At 66.0% G+C, this 16,488-nt stretch carries 17 protein-coding genes; 7 read left to right on the forward strand and 10 right to left on the reverse strand.

Annotated features, from left to right (window positions below; all coding sequences use genetic code 11):
• The first annotated feature begins 26 nt into the window (after window positions 1-26).
• Together ACZ3H8_RS24250 and ACZ3H8_RS24255 are read left to right on the forward strand one after the other, a co-directional pair.
• On the forward strand, window positions 27-1,151 hold the full coding sequence (locus ACZ3H8_RS24250; protein WP_467405100.1) for a Gfo/Idh/MocA family protein: 1,125 nt from the start codon (window positions 27-29) through the stop codon (window positions 1,149-1,151).
• Window positions 1,148-1,654 carry a heme-degrading domain-containing protein gene (locus tag ACZ3H8_RS24255; protein WP_467405102.1) on the forward strand — a complete coding sequence of 169 codons (507 nt, stop codon included), beginning with the start codon at window positions 1,148-1,150 and terminating at the stop codon, window positions 1,652-1,654. The genes ACZ3H8_RS24250 and ACZ3H8_RS24255 overlap by 4 nt, the downstream gene beginning before the upstream one ends.
• A gap of 155 nt (window positions 1,655-1,809) precedes the next feature.
• On the opposite strand, the gene ACZ3H8_RS24260 is transcribed toward ACZ3H8_RS24255, so the two are convergent.
• From ACZ3H8_RS24260 to ACZ3H8_RS24275, 4 genes are all read right to left on the reverse strand, one after another.
• Window positions 1,810-2,670, reverse strand: a complete 861-nt coding sequence (locus tag ACZ3H8_RS24260; protein ID WP_467405104.1) for a fumarylacetoacetate hydrolase family protein — start codon at window positions 2,668-2,670, stop codon at window positions 1,810-1,812.
• A 126-nt stretch (window positions 2,671-2,796) separates the two neighbouring features.
• On the reverse strand, window positions 2,797-3,531 hold the full coding sequence (locus ACZ3H8_RS24265) for a YidC/Oxa1 family membrane protein insertase (protein WP_467405107.1): 735 nt from the start codon (window positions 3,529-3,531) through the stop codon (window positions 2,797-2,799).
• A gap of 89 nt (window positions 3,532-3,620) precedes the next feature.
• Window positions 3,621-3,935: a DUF6412 domain-containing protein gene (locus ACZ3H8_RS24270; RefSeq protein ID WP_467405108.1), complete on the reverse strand. Its 315-nt coding sequence runs from the start codon at window positions 3,933-3,935 to the stop codon at window positions 3,621-3,623.
• 51 nt (window positions 3,936-3,986) lie between these two features.
• The gene (locus tag ACZ3H8_RS24275) at window positions 3,987-4,790 is read right to left on the reverse strand and encodes a class E sortase (protein WP_467405111.1); all 804 of its coding nucleotides are present in this window, start codon (window positions 4,788-4,790) and stop codon (window positions 3,987-3,989) included.
• Between the two features lie 90 nt (window positions 4,791-4,880).
• Between ACZ3H8_RS24275 and ACZ3H8_RS24280 the strand changes: the two genes are divergently transcribed.
• The 3 genes from ACZ3H8_RS24280 to ACZ3H8_RS24290 all read left to right on the forward strand — a co-directional run bounded on the left by ACZ3H8_RS24280 (window position 4,881) and on the right by ACZ3H8_RS24290 (window position 7,484).
• A complete protein-coding gene (locus ACZ3H8_RS24280) occupies window positions 4,881-5,894 on the forward strand; it encodes an SEC-C metal-binding domain-containing protein (RefSeq protein ID WP_467405113.1) in 1,014 nt (337 codons plus the stop codon).
• Between the two features lie 182 nt (window positions 5,895-6,076).
• Window positions 6,077-7,027, forward strand: coding sequence for a NaeI family type II restriction endonuclease (locus tag ACZ3H8_RS24285; RefSeq protein ID WP_467405116.1), 951 nt, complete (start codon window positions 6,077-6,079; stop codon window positions 7,025-7,027).
• Window positions 7,028-7,031: 4 nt separating this feature from the next.
• Window positions 7,032-7,484, forward strand: a complete 453-nt coding sequence (locus ACZ3H8_RS24290; RefSeq protein ID WP_467405118.1) for a very short patch repair endonuclease — start codon at window positions 7,032-7,034, stop codon at window positions 7,482-7,484.
• On the opposite strand, the gene ACZ3H8_RS24295 is transcribed toward ACZ3H8_RS24290, so the two are convergent.
• Both ACZ3H8_RS24295 and ACZ3H8_RS24300 read right to left on the reverse strand, forming a co-directional pair.
• The gene (locus ACZ3H8_RS24295; RefSeq protein WP_467405120.1) at window positions 7,419-8,741 is read right to left on the reverse strand and encodes a DNA cytosine methyltransferase; all 1,323 of its coding nucleotides are present in this window, start codon (window positions 8,739-8,741) and stop codon (window positions 7,419-7,421) included. The genes ACZ3H8_RS24290 and ACZ3H8_RS24295 overlap by 66 nt on opposite strands.
• 94 nt (window positions 8,742-8,835) lie before the next feature.
• Window positions 8,836-9,543, reverse strand: a complete 708-nt coding sequence (locus ACZ3H8_RS24300; protein ID WP_467405121.1) for an HNH endonuclease — start codon at window positions 9,541-9,543, stop codon at window positions 8,836-8,838.
• A 138-nt stretch (window positions 9,544-9,681) separates the two neighbouring features.
• On the opposite strand from ACZ3H8_RS24300, the gene ACZ3H8_RS24305 reads away from it, so the two are divergent.
• Window positions 9,682-10,764, forward strand: coding sequence for a DNA cytosine methyltransferase (locus tag ACZ3H8_RS24305; RefSeq protein ID WP_467405123.1), 1,083 nt, complete (start codon window positions 9,682-9,684; stop codon window positions 10,762-10,764).
• Here the strand turns inward: ACZ3H8_RS24305 and ACZ3H8_RS24310 are convergent.
• The 4 genes from ACZ3H8_RS24310 to ACZ3H8_RS24325 all read right to left on the reverse strand — a co-directional run bounded on the left by ACZ3H8_RS24310 (window position 10,653) and on the right by ACZ3H8_RS24325 (window position 15,435).
• Window positions 10,653-11,426, reverse strand: coding sequence for a protein NO VEIN domain-containing protein (locus tag ACZ3H8_RS24310; protein WP_467405125.1), 774 nt, complete (start codon window positions 11,424-11,426; stop codon window positions 10,653-10,655). The two genes, ACZ3H8_RS24305 and ACZ3H8_RS24310, sit on opposite strands and share 112 nt — an antisense overlap.
• Window positions 11,407-13,089: a DEAD/DEAH box helicase gene (locus ACZ3H8_RS24315; protein WP_467405457.1), complete on the reverse strand. Its 1,683-nt coding sequence runs from the start codon at window positions 13,087-13,089 to the stop codon at window positions 11,407-11,409. Before ACZ3H8_RS24315 ends, ACZ3H8_RS24310 begins: the two co-directional genes overlap by 20 nt.
• Window positions 13,090-13,229: 140 nt before the next feature.
• Window positions 13,230-14,660: a ParB N-terminal domain-containing protein gene (locus ACZ3H8_RS24320; RefSeq protein ID WP_467405126.1), complete on the reverse strand. Its 1,431-nt coding sequence runs from the start codon at window positions 14,658-14,660 to the stop codon at window positions 13,230-13,232.
• 91 nt (window positions 14,661-14,751) lie between these two features.
• Window positions 14,752-15,435 carry an HNH endonuclease gene (locus ACZ3H8_RS24325; protein ID WP_467405128.1) on the reverse strand — a complete coding sequence of 228 codons (684 nt, stop codon included), beginning with the start codon at window positions 15,433-15,435 and terminating at the stop codon, window positions 14,752-14,754.
• A 232-nt stretch (window positions 15,436-15,667) separates the two neighbouring features.
• Here ACZ3H8_RS24325 and ACZ3H8_RS24330 point away from each other — a divergent pair, with 232 nt between their 5' ends.
• On the forward strand, window positions 15,668-16,474 hold the full coding sequence (locus tag ACZ3H8_RS24330; protein ID WP_467405130.1) for a hypothetical protein: 807 nt from the start codon (window positions 15,668-15,670) through the stop codon (window positions 16,472-16,474).
• Window positions 16,475-16,488: the final 14 nt, after the last annotated feature.

Genomic DNA, 16,488 nt, shown 5'->3' on the forward strand with positions numbered 1-16,488 from the left:
GGCAACACCGTTGTTTAAGTGGAACCATGACTGGCACCGACACCCGCAGCCCTCTCCGCGTCGGACTCGTCGGCTACGGCCTGGCGGGCTCCGTCTTCCATGCCCCGCTGATCGCCGCCACCGAGGGCCTCGCCCTCGACACGATCGTCACCTCGAACCCGGAGCGGCGGGAGCAGGCCCGCGCCGAGTTCGGCGACGACATGCGCTTCGCGGCCTCGCCCGACGAGCTGTGGAAGCGCGCGGGCGAGCTCGACCTCATCGTCCTCGCCTCCCCCAACAAGACGCACGTCCCGCTCGCCACCGCCGCGCTCAAGGCCGGCCTCCCGGTCGTCGTGGACAAGCCGATCGCCGGCACCCCCGCCGAGGCGCGCGAGCTCGCCGCCCTCGCCGAGGAGCGCGGTCTGCTGCTCTCGGTCTTCCAGAACCGCCGCTGGGACAACGACTTCCTCACTCTCCAGCAGCTGATCTCGGACGGCGAGCTCGGTGACGTACAGCGCTTCGAGTCCCGCTTCGAGCGGTGGCGTCCGCAGCTCAAGGGCGGCTGGCGCGAGTCCGGCGACCCGGACGAGATCGGTGGTCTGCTGTACGACCTGGGCAGCCATGTCGTCGACCAGGCGCTGACCCTGTTCGGCCCGGTCGTGCGGGTCTACGCCGAGGCGGACGTACGCCGCCCGGGCGCCCAGACCGACGACGACACCTTCATCGCGCTCACGCACGCGAACGGAGTGCGCTCGCACCTGTACGTGAGTGCCACGACCGCGCAGCTCGGCCCGCGCTTGCGGGTGCTGGGCTCGACGGCCGGATATGTGAAGTACGGGCTGGACCCGCAGGAGGCCGACCTGCGCGACGGCAAGCGCCCGACGCCGGGCAAGAGCTGGGGCGTCGAGCCCAAGTCGCTGTGGGGCCGGATCGGCGCGGGCGAGTCCCCGCAGACCGGCATGGGGTCTCCCCAGGGCGAAGCCCGAGGGGAAGGCAGCCCGGTCGAGACGGTCCCCGGCGACTACCCGGCGTACTACTCGGGAATCGCCACGGCCCTGCGCGACGGTACGCCCCCGCCGGTCACCGCCCACGAAGCGGCGGCAGCGCTGGACGTCCTGGAAGCCGCGCGCCGCTCCGCCCGCGAGGGCGTCACGGTGGAGGTCTCCGCATGACCGCGCCCAAGCCCGCGACGCCCGGGCCCGCACCCACGCCCGCGCCGCTCACCGTCGACGAGTTGGTCGCCCAGGAACGCAGGCTGACGGTGCGGCGGTTCACGAACGACGACGCCTGGGCGCTCGGCAGCATGCTGGTCGAGATGGGCTATCTGCGACAGGCGCCGGTCGCCATCGACATCCGCCGCGGGGCGCAGCAGCTCTTCCACTGCGCGCTGCCGGGGTCGAGCGCGGACAACGACGCGTGGATCGACCGCAAGCGCCGGGTCGTCGAGCGGTACGGCGAGAGTTCGTTCCTGGTCGGCGCCCGCCACCGCGCGAAGGGCACGACGTTCGAGGAGTCCTCGCGCCTGGACCCGGATCTGTACGCGGCCCACGGCGGATCGTTCCCGATCTCGGTCGCCGGCGTGGGCGTCGTCGGTACCGTCACGGTCTCGGGCCTGCCCCAGGCGGAGGACCACGCGATGGTGGTCGAGGCGTTGGAGCGGTTCATCGCGACGTGACGGCGGCGGGCGAGCTTCGGCTCGCTCAACACCCACAGACCAGGGCCGCGGGGACATCCCCCGTACCTCCGCGGCCCTTCCCCGACCCGCGGCTGCGGACTCCCCCGCCCGCAGCCGCGGGTTATGCCTACGCGTCCTTGCCCACGCGTCCTTGCCTACGCGTCCTTGAGCTCCTGGCGCTGGCGGCCCAGACCCTCGATCTCCAGCTCCACGACATCCCCGGCCCGCAGGAACGGCTTCGGCTCCGGCTGCCCCAGCGCCACCCCGGCCGGCGTCCCGGTGTTGATGACGTCCCCGGGGTACAGCGTCATGAACTGGCTGACGTACCGCACGACCTCCGCCACCGAGAAGATCTGGTCCGCGGTCGTACCGTTCTGCTTCAGCTCGCCGTTGACCCACAGCTTCAGGCTCAGCGCCTGCGGGTCCGGGACCTCGTCCGCCGTCACCAGCCACGGGCCCAGCGGGTTGAACGTCTCGCAGTTCTTGCCCTTGTCCCAGGTGCCGCCGCGCTCGATCTGGAACTCACGCTCCGAGACGTCGTGCGCGACCGCGTACCCGGCGACGTACGACAGCGGGTCCTCGTCGTCCTCCACATAGCGGGCCGTACGCCCGATCACGACCGCGAGCTCGACCTCCCAGTCGGTCTTGCGGCTGCGGCGCGGCACCAGCACGGTGTCGTTCGGCCCGACCACCGTGTCGGCGGCCTTGAAGAAGACGACCGGCTCGGCCGGGGCCTTGGCACCCGTCTCCGCCGCGTGATCGTGGTAGTTCAGCCCGATGCACACGACCTTGCCGATCCGGGCGACCGGCGCTCCCGTACGGAGACCATCGGCGTCCAGCACGGGCAGCTCGCCCGCGTCCGCCGCGGCCCGTATCCGGGCGAGGGCGGACGCGTCGGCGAGCAGCTCCCCGTCGATGTCCGTGACAAGGCCCGACAGGTCGCGCAGGGTCGTCCCGTCCTGGTCCAGCAGGGCGGGTCGCTCGGCGCCCGGTGTACCGACACGTAGCAGCTTCATGGTCTGTCTCCCCTGGTCGAGATTGTGAGCCCGGGCGACGGGTAGCGGCCATCGAGGGATCTGAGGGTTGGCTGATCCTCCAAGACATCGGACAACCCTGCAAGACCCCGTTCACAACCTGGACCTTTACGCCGCGGTAGCAAGCGCACCCGCGACCGGCATGTCCCGGTACAGGAACGCCCGCTCGACCGCCGTCCAAGTGGTGCTGGTGACGACATAGAGCGCGGCGGCGAGCGGCACCCATGCCACGGTGAGGAGGGTCGCGAAGGAGAGCAAGGGCATGACCTTCGTCATCGCCCCCATACCGGGGACCTGCTGGTCCATGGTCGCGCCCGCCATCTGCTGCTTCGTACACCGGTAGTTGTACGTCGCCACGGCCGCGACGATCACGAACAGCGCGGCGTACACCAGCCCCGCGCCCCCGAAAACCCCGCCGTGCGCGAGCGCGTCGGTCCACCTGTCCCCGAGCGGCGCGGCGAAGAGGGTGTGTGTGAGCAGGCCGTTCGACTCGCCGCCGATCTGTCCGCTCGAGAACAGGTGGTACATCAGGAAGAACGCGGGCACCTGAAGCAGGCTCGGCAGGCAGCCGGAGAAGGGCGAGACCTTCTCCTTCGCGTGCAGCTCCATGAGCGCCTGCTGCATACGGTCCGGGTTCTTGGCGTGCTTCTTGCGCAGCTCGGCAATCTGCGGCGAGAGCCTCGCCTTGGCCTTCTGGCCGCGGGCTGCCGCCCGCGACAGGGGATGGACGGCCAGCCGTACGAGCGCGGTGAAGACGACGATCGCGGCGGCGGTGGCGGATGCGTGGAACAGCGGCTGGAGCAGGTCGGCGAGGTGCGCGACCAAGCTGGCGAAAACGGACATGGATGAGCCCTCCGAGGGTCTCGTCGTGCCGGGATGAGGACATGGCGGCATGACGACCCGCGAGGGGTGTGTGGTGCGAGTGGGTGCCCCTACGCGGCCGTCGGAAGGGCACGACCCGGCGCTCGGGGCCTGGTCCGGCCCTTCGCATCGGGATCGCGCTGCGGCAGGAAGGCGGTGCGCTGCTCACGGTCGCGGATGGCGGTGCGAACCCGGGTGCGCGGCACGGCGGGTGCGCAGCGCGCGCTGATCACGGCGCAGACGACGAGCGCGGAACCGGCGGCAGCGGTGGCGGTCGCGGCGAGCGCGACCGCGGCGGTGAGGCTGCCGCCGTCGATGAGCAGGACCTCGAGGAGAAGCAGCAGCAACGCGGCGGGCCGGAGCAGCCGCGTCATACGACCGACCATGGTCCCCCCTCGCTTTCCTTCGCTGCTTTCCTCGCTGTGTCGAACCTCAGCCTAGCGCGGGCTCATCGACTTCAACGTCCCCCATACGACAAGCCGGTACTTGGAGCTGTACTCGGGCGTGCAGGTGGTGAGTGTGAGGTAGTACCCGGGCTCGCTGTACCCGGCGCCCGGCTTCACGATGCTGCGCGGCACGCGCGCGATCACTCCGGTGTCCCGGGGCGAGGTCTGCGACACCCCCTGGTCGACCACATACACATAGACCCCGTCGCGCGTCTCGACCTTGATCTCGTCGCCGCCGCGCAGCCGGTTGATGTACCGGAAGGGCTCGCCGTGCGTATTGCGATGCCCGGCGACGGCGAAGTTCCCGGCCTCACCGGGCTGCGCGGTCTGCGGATAATGACCGATATACCCCTTATCAAGGACGCCCCTTTTACCAATGCCCTGCGCGACGGGAGCGACGACGCCGAGGCGGGGTATGCGGAGGACGGCGTAGGCCTGGTCCCAGCGGGGCGCGGTTCTCCGCGAGGCGGGTTGATCACGGACGGGGGGCTCGGCGGCTTCGCCTGCCGCGGTCTCGTCGACGGCGTCTCCCGTGCCCTGCGGAACGTCCTCCCCCGTATCGCCCGTATCGCGGGCGGGGTCCTCCCACTCCCGCTCCAGGGCCTGGACCTTGTGCTCGGCGCCCTCCCGGGCCTGCCGGTTGGTCCACCACAGCTGATGCACGACGAGGAGGAGTACGACGACCCCGAGGGTGACGGTGACTTCGGCCCCGGCCCAGAGCCCATGGGCGAGCGTGGCCCGCCGCCGCGAGCTGCGCCCCTGCACCACGACCGGTATCCGCTCCCGCTCTCGCACGGCGGCACGATAGGTGCTGATCCCCCAAGTCACCAGACCCGTGAATCGGCTCATCCCGCCGAACCCCCGTACAGCAGTACGGTGTCCACCATGCGCCCCGACACGCCTGCCGATCACATCACCGAAGCCGAGCGCCTGCTGCGTACCGCGGAGCAGTACCCCGCGGACCATGAGCCGCTGCTCCTCCAAGCCGTGGCCCATCTGGAGCTGGCAGGCGACCGCGAACGCGCCTCGACTCTCTACGACCGCATGCTCGCGGCCAACCCCGAGCATCCCCTGCTGATCAAGGCCCTCCAGGCGGCGAATCTCTGGGAGTACGGCCACGAGGCAGAGGCTCGCGCCCTGATCAACGGCATCCGCACGGCGGCCCCGGCGGACGCCGCGCCGTGGGAGATCATCGCCGAGACGCTGGAGTCCCACGACGAGCTCGAGGCGTCCCACGACTGCTTTACGACAGCGATCACCCTGCTCCTCCCCGCAGGCAACGACGAGCCCGTCGCGTACAACATCCAGTCCCTCCTCACTGGCCGCCACCGCGTCCGCCGCCTGCTGGGCCTGCCCCACGACGAGTGGGACGCCCTGGCCGACCGGGGCCACGCGTCGAACATCTCCCTGGACGAACTCCACGACCCGAAACGCCTGTGGTCCCTCGGCTCCGACAACCCGGCAGAACTCCAGGCCGAAATCGCCCGCCTCCGCTCCGAACTGGGCTCGTACCGCTCGGCGCTGTCCCGCCCGTTCCCGGTGGCGGTGCTCCACTGGCCGGAGTCCGAACTGAACGAACTCCTCGCGGGCTACCCGGAGTTGGAATCGGAATACCCGACGCACACGGCCCACCTGACGGACCTCGAGGCGTCGCTGCGGGACCTGTCCTCCGCGGGCACGGGGAATCTGGGCATCGTGACGGGGACGGTCCCGTCGTACGAGGCGTTCGCGGCCTCGGAACAGTCATCCCCGGCGAACGCGGACCTGCTCCCGCAGTACGCGACGACGCTGGCGGCAAGGGGCCGGGCGGTGGCGTGGCCGCCGGCGAAGGGGGCGGCTTGCTGGTGCGGGTCGGGGGTGGCGTACAGGGATTGCCACGGGGGGCCCTACCAGCCGTGAGCCCTGCGCCGAAGCGGCCGCGGCAGGAGGGTTGACCACCACAGGCAATCAGCAACTTCACGCTCATCCCGCCGCGGCCCGCGAGTTACTCAGCTGACAGGGGTCTTCCACCATAAGCGAAAATTCACGCGTTACAGCCATATCCAGCCGCCCCCGACCAAGCAGCAAGCGAGCCGAAATACATGACTCAGCAGGACGTGAATGAGACGGCTTCAGACGAGGCCGTGGAGGATGTAGCGAAGTGGTTTCGCGGCAGAAAGAACCTCGAAATGGTCGTCGGCGAATCGCTGCGTGATGCCATCGATGAAGTCCTCGACGGTCAGCGGACAGGACACTTTAGCATCAAAGATCTTTCAAAGACCGAGAAATCTTACCTGGGAACCAAGGTCGAGAACGTCCTTAGAGGCGCATTCGAATTTCCATACGGCAATAAACTAGACTACAGCATCGCCAGCCATGACGTCGATTGCAAATTTACCATTTACAGCGATTGGGAAATCCCGAGCGAGGCAGTCGGCCATATCTGCCTGCTCGTAAAAGCTGACGACTTTTCCTCGAGGTTTTCCATTGGCCTGCTGCGAACAGATTCCGAGCACCTAAGAAACGGGAAGAATAAAGACAAGAAACGCAAGGTTTCTGCTGCCGGGAAGAAGCACATCGACTGGCTTATCCATGATGGCCGTCTGCCCGAGAATGTGTTGCTAAACCTTTCCGATGCAGCCAAGGAGGACATCTTCCCCAAAGGCGCGTCTGGCCAGCATCGAGTTAACAGATTCTTCTGGCATTATCAGGAGAAGATAGCAAAGCGCTCCGTTGTCAGCACCCTGGCCCAACAAAGTGACTGCATGGCACGAGTTCGGGAAGGTGAAGGAAGGGCACGAACGGTACTTCGGCGGTGTGGAGTTCTCATTGCCGGACATTACACGGAGCACACAAATGTAGTGAGGTCGCTCGGGCTCACGGTTCCTCGCAGCGGCGAGCTAATCAGCTTCCGGGTGGTCGAAGCTCAGCCTCACCATTCCGATCAGCCGCAGGTCACGTTGGACGGGCGGCATTGGGTTCTGGCGTCGCCCTCTGATCTCCCCGAGGAAGGCCCTCGACTTCCCAACCCCACCAACAAGCGGGCAGAGTAAACGGGTGCACGAGTCATGGTCACCCCCGCCAGGTTCCTGGGCGTCGTCAGCCGAGCGGCGCCGCAACATGCAGGCGATCCGCAGTCGGGATACCAAGCCGGAACGGCTCATCCGCCAGCTTGTGCACGCGCAAGGGCTTCGCTATCGAGTCGCCGCGAAACCGCTGCCCGACCTTCGCCGAACGGCGGACATGGTCTTCCGCCCGGCAAAGGTCGCCGTCTTTATTGATGGCTGCTACTGGCACGGCTGCCCAGAGCATTACGTCCCACCGAAGACGAACCCTGGGTACTGGTCAGACAAGGTGGCCCGGAACATGGCCCGTGACCGCGATACTGATCAACGCCTCGTCCAGGCCGGCTGGCTAGTCCTTCGCTTCTGGGAGCACCAGAGTTCAGACGCCTGCGCCCTGACGATCATTGACATGGTCAGGAAGCGGCGCCGACTTCTGCTCGGGTAGAGAATCGCCGGACACACTGTGGCCCTGCCCATCACGTTCGCGCGCGGCCCGCAGAACCTTAGCGACCGCATCGCCCACCGCCCTAGCAACGGGAGGCGGGAACGCGTTCCCTACCTGGCGGTACTGCGCCGTCTTCCCTCCATCGAATTCCCATTCCTTCGGAAACCCTTGAATAATTGCCGCCTGCTGAACCGTCAGCATGGGGCCATTTTTTCCGAATAGATCGCGCTCGTAGCTTTCTTTCTTTAGGCACGCTTCACGGTCATTGGCAACCCCCATGCCAGAAACGCCCAGGTCCAGCCAGGCGGCCTTGGCCCGACTCGGTCCGAGGTCCGCTCCGCCATGCTTCTTGGACCCGCCCACCAAGGTGGGAGCGATTCCGTCATTCTTCCCAAGAGCCGCCCTCGAAGCCTTCGTACGCCACCGCTCCCAGCTACGCTGTGCCTTCTGCGCCAATTCGCCACCCATCATCAGGAATGGCTTATACCGCTCCTCCATCGTCTCTTTGAGCTCTTTGAAGACGCTCGGAGGGTTCCCGGTACCCTTGGGCCATTCCAGCTCAAGATCCCCCAGCACATCCTTGCGGATGGCTACAAGGATCGCCCGCGGGCGGAGCTGAGGGACCCCGAAATCGCTAGCTTCGAGAACATCCCAGTTGCAGACCCTGTAACCAGCCCCGGCAAAGACTTCCTCTACGCCATCCTCCGGCCTCTTGGCTTTCCCACCTTGCAGACGCGCCTCAACATACTCACGGTAGTCATCAAATTTTGCGTCTTTGATTCCTCGGACATTTTCGATCATCACTGCTCTAGGCTGGAGTTCCTGCACAAGTTCCAGCATCCTGGGAAAAAGGTCACGGTCGTCATCCTTACCCAGCTGCTTACCAGCATGCGAGAAGGGAGGGCACGGAACTCCACCAGCCAGCAGATCGAGATCACCAGCCTCTAGCGGCTTCTCCAAGAACTCAAGTGCCTTCTCCAGCCCAAGATAAGGAATCCCTTCGATCTCACTCCCCTTGCTTTCCTCAGAGGGAATGGGCTTGAAGAAATTAACATCGCCGGTGATTACGTCACAATACTTCCGCTCCCACTCCCACCCGTCCCGTTCATCAATGTTGTACTGCAGAGTCCTCGCAGCATGTTTGTCAACTTCAACAAGCGCAAGGTGCTTGAACCCTGCCTGGTGAAGGCCGATGGCCTGCCCCCCGGCCCCCGCGCAAATCTCGATCGAGGTCAGCGTGTGATCGCTGGGACCCATCGACTCCTCCTGGTGCGGCTGATTACAGACACGCAAGTGTCGCATCTAGCGCTGACAGACCTCATGGTGCGCGCCACATCACACCAGATCCGTGTCAGCCCTCCAGCAGTTTCCGCAGATCCCGTTTGAGCTGATCCCTTACAGCGGCCGGGAGCTGCCGGTACATGCCCCAAGCCTGCTCGGCTGGGCTCAACGGCCGGACATCGGCGGTCATCCAGGCCAGCAGATCCCTCTTGTGCCGAACAGGGAGCTCCTTCACCCGGTCCCATACCTGCCCCTTGCCCATCTGAACACCCGTGAGGTGGCGCACTGTCTCATTGCAACGGGCGCACTCGGTGATCAAGTCTTCGGAAGTGGCACCACTTCCCGACCTGTGCGGATTGACATGCCCGAGCGTGAGCCGGGCGTGCGAACCAGGCTCGTCCGGGTATGCCTCCGCAGCCGCCACGCCACACCGCCTGCACATGTGGCCGTCCCGCTCGTAGACGAAGCGGCGGGTCTTGGCGCTTACCTGGCGAAGCCCGGCAGCGCGGTGATCCTTCTCCCAGACTGGGAGCCCGATCTTCTCCAGGTAGAGCTGGTCAGGCTGCAGACTCGGTTTGTCCCGATAGGTCCTGATGTCCCATCCGGCCGGCCGAAGGTCCCGCATCCGCCGGTCCACCTGCTCAGCACCCTGAATGGCAGCGCGCAGCTTCTGCTTCGAAAAGACACCGCCTTCCCCGACTTCGTCACGCAGCCACAGAGCAACCCGAACCCTGGCCCCGAGTCCCGTATTACGCCAGTCCAGCCCCTGGTCAGACATAGCTCCCCTTATCAAACACTCGCCCGAGTCTGTACCTCGTTCGCGGGACGACTCTACGTTGCCGCCACTTGCCGCGGCAAGTGGCGGCAAGCTCTCGGATTGTATCGACCACAGCACGACACATCAGGAGGGAGCACGATGCAGAAACAGCCGAAGACACCGAATCCAGCGCTCACATGTATCGAAATCTGTGCCGGCGCCGGAGGGCAGGCACTCGGGCTGGAGCGTGCCGGTTTCGAGCACACCGCACTCGTCGAAGTGGATGCGGACGCCGCGACCACCCTGCGCATGAACCGTCCCCATTGGAATGTCCTGCATGCGGACGCCCGGGATCTCCCTGTGCCCGATCTCAGCCATGCTGACCGGAGCGTCGCCCTACTCGCTGCGGGTGTTCCCTGCCCGCCGTTCTCCCTCGCAGGCAGGCAGCTCGGCGCGGACGACGAGCGAGACCTGTTTCCCGTCATCTTGGCGCTCGCCGCCGGGCTGCTACCGCATGCCGTCCTGATCGAAAACGTCAAAGGGATCCTGCAGAAGAAATTCGACGGCTACCGCACGGCTATTCTGCGCCAGTTAGAGGATCTCGGCTACGCCACCAGCTGGCGCCTGCTGCGCGCCTGCGACTTCGGGGTGCCTCAACTCCGGCCACGCTCGGTCCTCGTTGCCATGCGGCCGGCCTCATTCACTGGCTTCAAGTGGCCAGAGCCGACGTCCTGCCCAGATACCGCGCCTTCAGTGGGCAGCGTCCTCTTCGAGTCCATGGCTTCGCGAGGCTGGGAACAGGCCCGCGAGTGGGCGGACTCCGCGAGGCGCATCGCGCCCACTCTCTGCGGTGGCTCCCGAAAGCACGGCGGTCCCGACCTTGGCCCTTCCCGCGCCCGGCAGGCCTGGGCCCAACTCGGCGTCAACGGATCCAGCGTCGCCGACGCTCCGCCCCTGCCCGGAGCACTGCTGCCGGTAAGGCTCACCGTGGCCCAGATAGCGCTGCTTCAGGGCTTCCCTCCAGACTGGGCATTCACCGGCCGCAAGACTTCGGCTTATCGGCAGGTGGGAAACGCGTTCCCACCGCCGGTTGCAGAGGCCGTTGGCCGCAGCGTTGCCAGCGCACTGACTCAGACCAGTACCCCAGAGGTCTGCATCCCCCACACCGGGTGGCTCGGAAGCGAACTATCCGGCAGGAGCTTCCAGCCAGCCTCCGTTGAGAGTCCCGGCGTGATGGCCTGAGCCGGAACGGCAAGACGCGCAGATTCCCAGCTGCCGTTCCTGGTCCGGTCTTCCGGGACAGCCGCGTGAAGCCACCGTCGGCTGACGGTGGCCACGTTCAATGCGCTGCCGTCAGCGCCAACGAGGACGGCAGCCATGCTCCACTCGGCATCCGTCAGCATAACCTCGTACTCGTGACGCGTGAGATGGACCAGCAGCCGGGTCGGGTCGGTCGTGGACTTGACCTCCAGATGCGCGAATTCTGAGCCGGACAGGGCCGCCTCGATGTCGTATCCGTACGCGTCCGAGAGTGCTGCCACATGTCTGACCCGCAATAACCCGCCCCGGAAGAGCAGTCCGAGGAGCGCCTGCTCGCCGACTGCCCCAACCTTTCTTCTCGCTTCCTCAGCAGCGCGGCTCCACACGACGTGGGGAATGGCAGAGGGCGCCCCCGTGCCCCGCAGCTCAGTCTCGCTGATTGCCACGACTGGACGACCGGCCGCTGTCACCATGCCCGTCTTCCTCAGCCAGGCAAGGCCCTCGGCGTACTGGGACGGCGTGAGGTCCGCATAGCGGGGGTGGTGGGTGAAGAGCACCTGTGTCCGGGGAACACCCGCCACGCGGAGCTGTGCCAGCCAGCGCAGCGCCGCACGGCGGGTGGCCTCACTGGGCAGCGACGGCATCGACGTGCCTCAGCAGCGCGCGAACATCAGCCATATCCATGCCAGCCGCAACGGAGGGCTCGTCCTCAAGGTCAGCCAGCTGCTGGACGGATGGGTCGTCCAGTATTCGTCCCATGAATTCCAGCTTCGCTTCGAGCCGCATTGCCACCACATCGTCAATGGTCCCCTCGACCGCGAGGACCGTGACCCGGGTCTCCGTACCGGGCGCAAGACCCAACCGGTGAATTCGGTCCAGGCTCTGGAGAAAGCGACCCGCCATGAAGTCACGGTCCACGTAGACCGCGTCATGGCATACGTGGTGCAGGCTGATGCCCTCGCCAAGGGTCGCCGGGTTAGACAGCAGCACCTGGCAGCCGGGGTCTTCGCGGAAGCGGCGGATCTGCTCCTCGCGGTCGGGTGTACCGCCGTGCACCACAGCAGGCTGATACGCCGCGAACATGTTCTCCATCGTGGTGATGCTACGTACGAAGGTCGTCCAGACCAGGGTCTTGCGGCCCATCGCGGCGTTCTCTGAGACGATCTTCAGCGTTTCCTTGTACTTCGGGGAGAGCTCGTGCCGTGGCAGGTTCCGCATCAGCGAATACAGCGATTCGTCCTCGGGGACTTCGAGCGGCGGCACCTGGTACGTCAGGGGCTCATAGCGGCTTCCTCCCTCAACGAGCAGCGCCGGGCTCGTGGCCGCCATGAGCAGGCGCAGCATCGCCTTGCCGAGGGCATCGAAGTCAGCGCGCGAAGCCTCAGCCCGGGCAGTAAAACGCCCTACGAGGGCGTCGTACACCTCGCGGTGCAGATCGGGCATCTTCAGGCGCCTGATGCGGGTCTCGAACGGTGGAAGTCCCAGCTCGTTCTTGGTCGTCCTGGTGAACAGGGGACGGAGCACTGAGCTGGCGTGCGCGAGATCGCCTCCTGCGACGGCCTGAGTCACCACCCGGCGGCCGTGCCCCGGCCACACGAACGAAAGCAGGTTCTCCAAGTCCCGTGCCCCGTTCGGTGCCGGCGTTCCAGTCAGGATGAGCCGACGGCGACTGAGCGGTCCGAGGGCCATGCAGGCACTTCCGTAGATCCCCTGAGCCCCGAGCTTCATGCGGTGTGCCTCGTCGAGGATCACCATGGAGGGCATGGCCCGAAGCCAAGAGGCAAGCGCGGCAAGAGACTTGTCCAGCCTCTCGTAGTTCACGATCAGGATCTCTGCCCTGGGGTCGGGGCTCTTCCCCATGACCGTGGTGATAGGAGGCCTCTCGAAACACTGCCCGCTTTCGAACAGCCAGGACTCATAAGCGGACTTAGGGCTCACGACTAGCAGCCGCCGGACCTCCTTACGCTCCCGCATAGCCGCGTATACCGCGAGACCGACGCGCGTCTTCCCAGCGCCAGGGACGCTGAAGTTGGCGCCGTGCTGCAATGACAGCAGCCGTGTGATGTCGCGCCGCTGGAATTCAGTGAGATCCGCGCACCATTCGGATCCCAGCGCCGCTTCCACCGCGCTACCGTCCCAGGCAGTCCCGCCGCCAGGTTCCTGGAGCCGCTGCTCGGCCAAGTCGGCATCGTCAAGAACTCCCCCGACCAGCGCAGCTAGTTCGTCCTCCCACGCAACGGAATCCGGGTGTGGCCAGTCAGCGAGGACGTCAATGCCCACCAGGAAGTCATCGAGGGTCAGCTCCATAGCAAGGGGGCCGCGCTGGCCACCCGCGGGAAAGCGGGCAGCCAGCCTGGTCAGCTCACGGCGGTACTGCTCACCCACCCGCAGCACAGCCTTAGTCCGCGATACGTCGAAGCCGATCCGCAGGGACGGTTCTGTCTCGGTCACGCCTCCTCCTGACGCACGGCATCCAGCAGCCACGCGACACCGTCACCGGGCACTTCGATGCTCTGGGCAGCCGCCAGAGCGAGCTTGCGCATTGTGGCCTTCAGCTTGAGCACCGCCTCATCGAGAGCCTCCTCATCAAGGCTGCGCGACGCCTGGGCCAGCGCCATGTCGGTGATGCACTGCTCAATGTCCTTGCAAGCATCGTTGAGCCGGTCGGGTGCCGCCTGCTTGCGCTTGCGCACCCGGGCATCCTTGCCAGCCGGCTCCAGCGCGTCCTCTACAGTCCGGTGCGCCTGAGTGAACACAGCGGCGGCCTTCTCAGCTTCGGCTGCCGGGACCTTGTCGCCTGCGCGAATAACGGCCTTAGCCCGAAGGAGTGTGTCCGTGAAGGCCCGGGCAGCGGCTACTTGGGGCACCTCGGCCCTCACGGGCCGGTTGATCCCGGGAATCCTGCGCTCTGCGGGAGCCGTGGCAGCGGGAGCGGCTTTGAGTTCCTCCGGCAGCCTGTGCTCCAGATACCGCGTCCGGAAGTCGGCTTCGATGAGGCGCACGTCGGTCTTGGAGAAATCCATCACGATAGCCGCCAGGCGGTTTTCCTTGAGCAGCTCGGCCTTCTCCTTGTTTGCCTTGGACTCCTTGCCGTAGGCGCGGTGCACTTCGCGGAGCTTCTCCTGGGCGTCCTCGAAGTCCAGCAGGCGCAGCTCCGCCTCGGCGGTGATGGACCTTTCCCTCAGGTCACGAAGACAGGCCAAAACCCAGAGGTCCTGTTCCGCAGTCTCCTTCCGAATGCGGAAATCCCTCGCAACGTCACGCAGGGACCGGCCGGCCCCTACCTGCTCATCGATGGTTAGCAGCCGGTTGATGTACGAGTACGGGCGGCGGGTGTCATGCCTCAACTGGAGGGAGAGTTCGACTTTGTTGACGTCCGCCCAAGTGCAGGACTCCGGCAGCACACCCACCCGGATGTTCGGGACACCAAGCTCGCGCAGTGCTGCCGCACGGGTGTTGCCGTTGACGAGTACGCCGTCGCGCGTGATCAACCCGGCCTCGTTCTGCTTGAAGTCCTTGAGACTCGTCTTGAGCTCCTCAAAGTCCTTGTCACGCTTGGCCGGATCAGAGGGCTCGGCCTGGAGCAGGTACTGCAGGTAGTCCTGGCTCTCCTCGCTCCAGGGGTCCTCATCCAGCAGCCGGTCGCGGACCGGGTCAAAGCTGCGCTGAGCACGGATGCGGTGCGTACCAGGGTTGTAGTAGAGCGACTCGACCGGCACGTCGATGACCTGTACTACCAGCGGATTCGTGCGCCACTCAACTGTCAGGGTTTCTTGGAGCCCCGTACCCGCAGCCGCCTCCAGGAGGCGCTGCTCCACCAGATCCTGGTTCTCAACAGCGAGCGGCGGCCGACCGAAGTCTCCGAGATCCTTGCTCACGGTGTTTGTTCCCTTCCAATTGCAGCGGCGTAGCGGTGTGTGCGGTGGGGTCGCCGACGCTGGCAGCCCCAGCGTTTCTTGCGGATGCGACTCAGGCGGGCGGCAATCCAAGGTCGCCGCGGACCTGGTCCCTGGCCTCCGCCGGCAACGTGCGGAAGTCGGCCCAGAGGCGCTCTACCGCGCCAAACTCCCGCTCGTCCGCGGCAACCCACTCGGTGAGCATCTTCCGCTCCAGCCCTCCGAGCTTGGCGATGCCCGCAAGTACGGCCTCAAGGTCGGCGTCCAGTCCACGGCCGCCGACACGACAGCGATTGCACTCGGCTACGAGTTCCAACTTGCTGCTGCCGCCAGGCTGCTTCACCTGGCGCCGGGCGATGTCGATCTGCGCCGATTCAAACGAGCCGGCGTAGACCTGTCCGGGAGCGATCCCGCAAGACCTGCAGCGGTTGCCGTCATTGGCCAGCACCTTCCGCCGCTGGGTATCAGTGATCGCAGTACTGGTCTTAGTGGCCTTCCCCGGCTCCCAGACCGGCTGACCCTGCGCGACGAACCGCTGCTCGTGCTGCCCCAGTGAGGCGTCTTCCCTGTGCGTGTCGATCTGCCATCCGTAATCACGCAAGTCACGCACCCGGCGATCGGCCTGACTGATCCCTGGAAACGCCGTCTTGACGTCCTCCTTCGTGAAGACGTTGCCCTCCCCCACCACCGACACCAGCCACAGCGCGGCGCGCTTCATGGTGCCGAACTGTCCATCTGTCCAAGACGGCAGAGCCATCACAGGTTCCCCCTAACGTCAGGTACACGGAAGCCCGTACTGGAGCTGGGTGAGCCCCCCAACCAGCTGCCGCTACGAACAACCTCCACTCTTCAACTGTGACGACCCGTTGCGCCAGCCTCAGCACGATTTCGAGGGGGAACGGAAAACATCCGACGCTCCCTCAGAGTGCAGGCCATGCAGCAGAATTGGGGCTTACTCGCTTCCCCCTCCAGAGGAACGGAGCCCGTTTGTGACGCCCTATCCCAGGAAGTGGAAAGAGCTTCCAAGTGGCATCTCCGCCGCCCACCAGGCGCTGGTGGCAGCAATGCGTCAACTCCGGGAGTGCAGTCCGCGTACCCAGCACGAGATAGCCCGCGACGCGCACCTGGCGGCAACCACTCTCTCGAACCACCTCAACGCTGGCCGCATCCCGGAGAAACACCTGCTTCGAGACTTTTACAAGGTCGTAGAGAAGGATGCTGCCGCCTCCCTGTGCCTCCAACTGCCGTATGCCCTTGATCCCTTGCAGAAGATGCGCCTCGATGCGCTCGAGAAGCACTGCCTCTGTTGCCGTGTCGGCTACCCGCCCACACCCGGGGAGGTCGGTGAGCCGGCCTCTCGTACTGTCCAGAGTCGGCACGGTCGGCGGCAACTCCGCCTCCGTCGGCATGCCCGTCGGCTCGAGCATCAAGTGCTGGCGGCACAGATGAGGGTGCCGGTCCCCCCGCAGGCGGGGGACCGGCACCCTGCAGAGGCTGCCGAAGTCGTCTGGACGGAACTCGGGGTAGTAACTCGCTACCTCGCCGAGGGCAGGAAGCGCGACGCGGACCTCATGCTCTGGAGGGCTGGAATGTCATTCTCCGCGGGCGATGTCCTGGATGTCGTCGCCTCCTGCCGTTCTGCAGGCCTGGCGGAGGCCGCGGAGACCGTACTCGTCAATGCTGGTGAACGAGCCGACAAACAGGCCGTCCTGGACATCACAGCAGCATTGCACCGGGCCGGCCGGCATGAAGATGCCGCCCTCATCCTGGCCGCCGCCACCCGTGGCACTGGATGAGCACTGGAACCGCA

Source organism: Streptomyces sp. NPDC002868, from assembly GCF_055563295.1.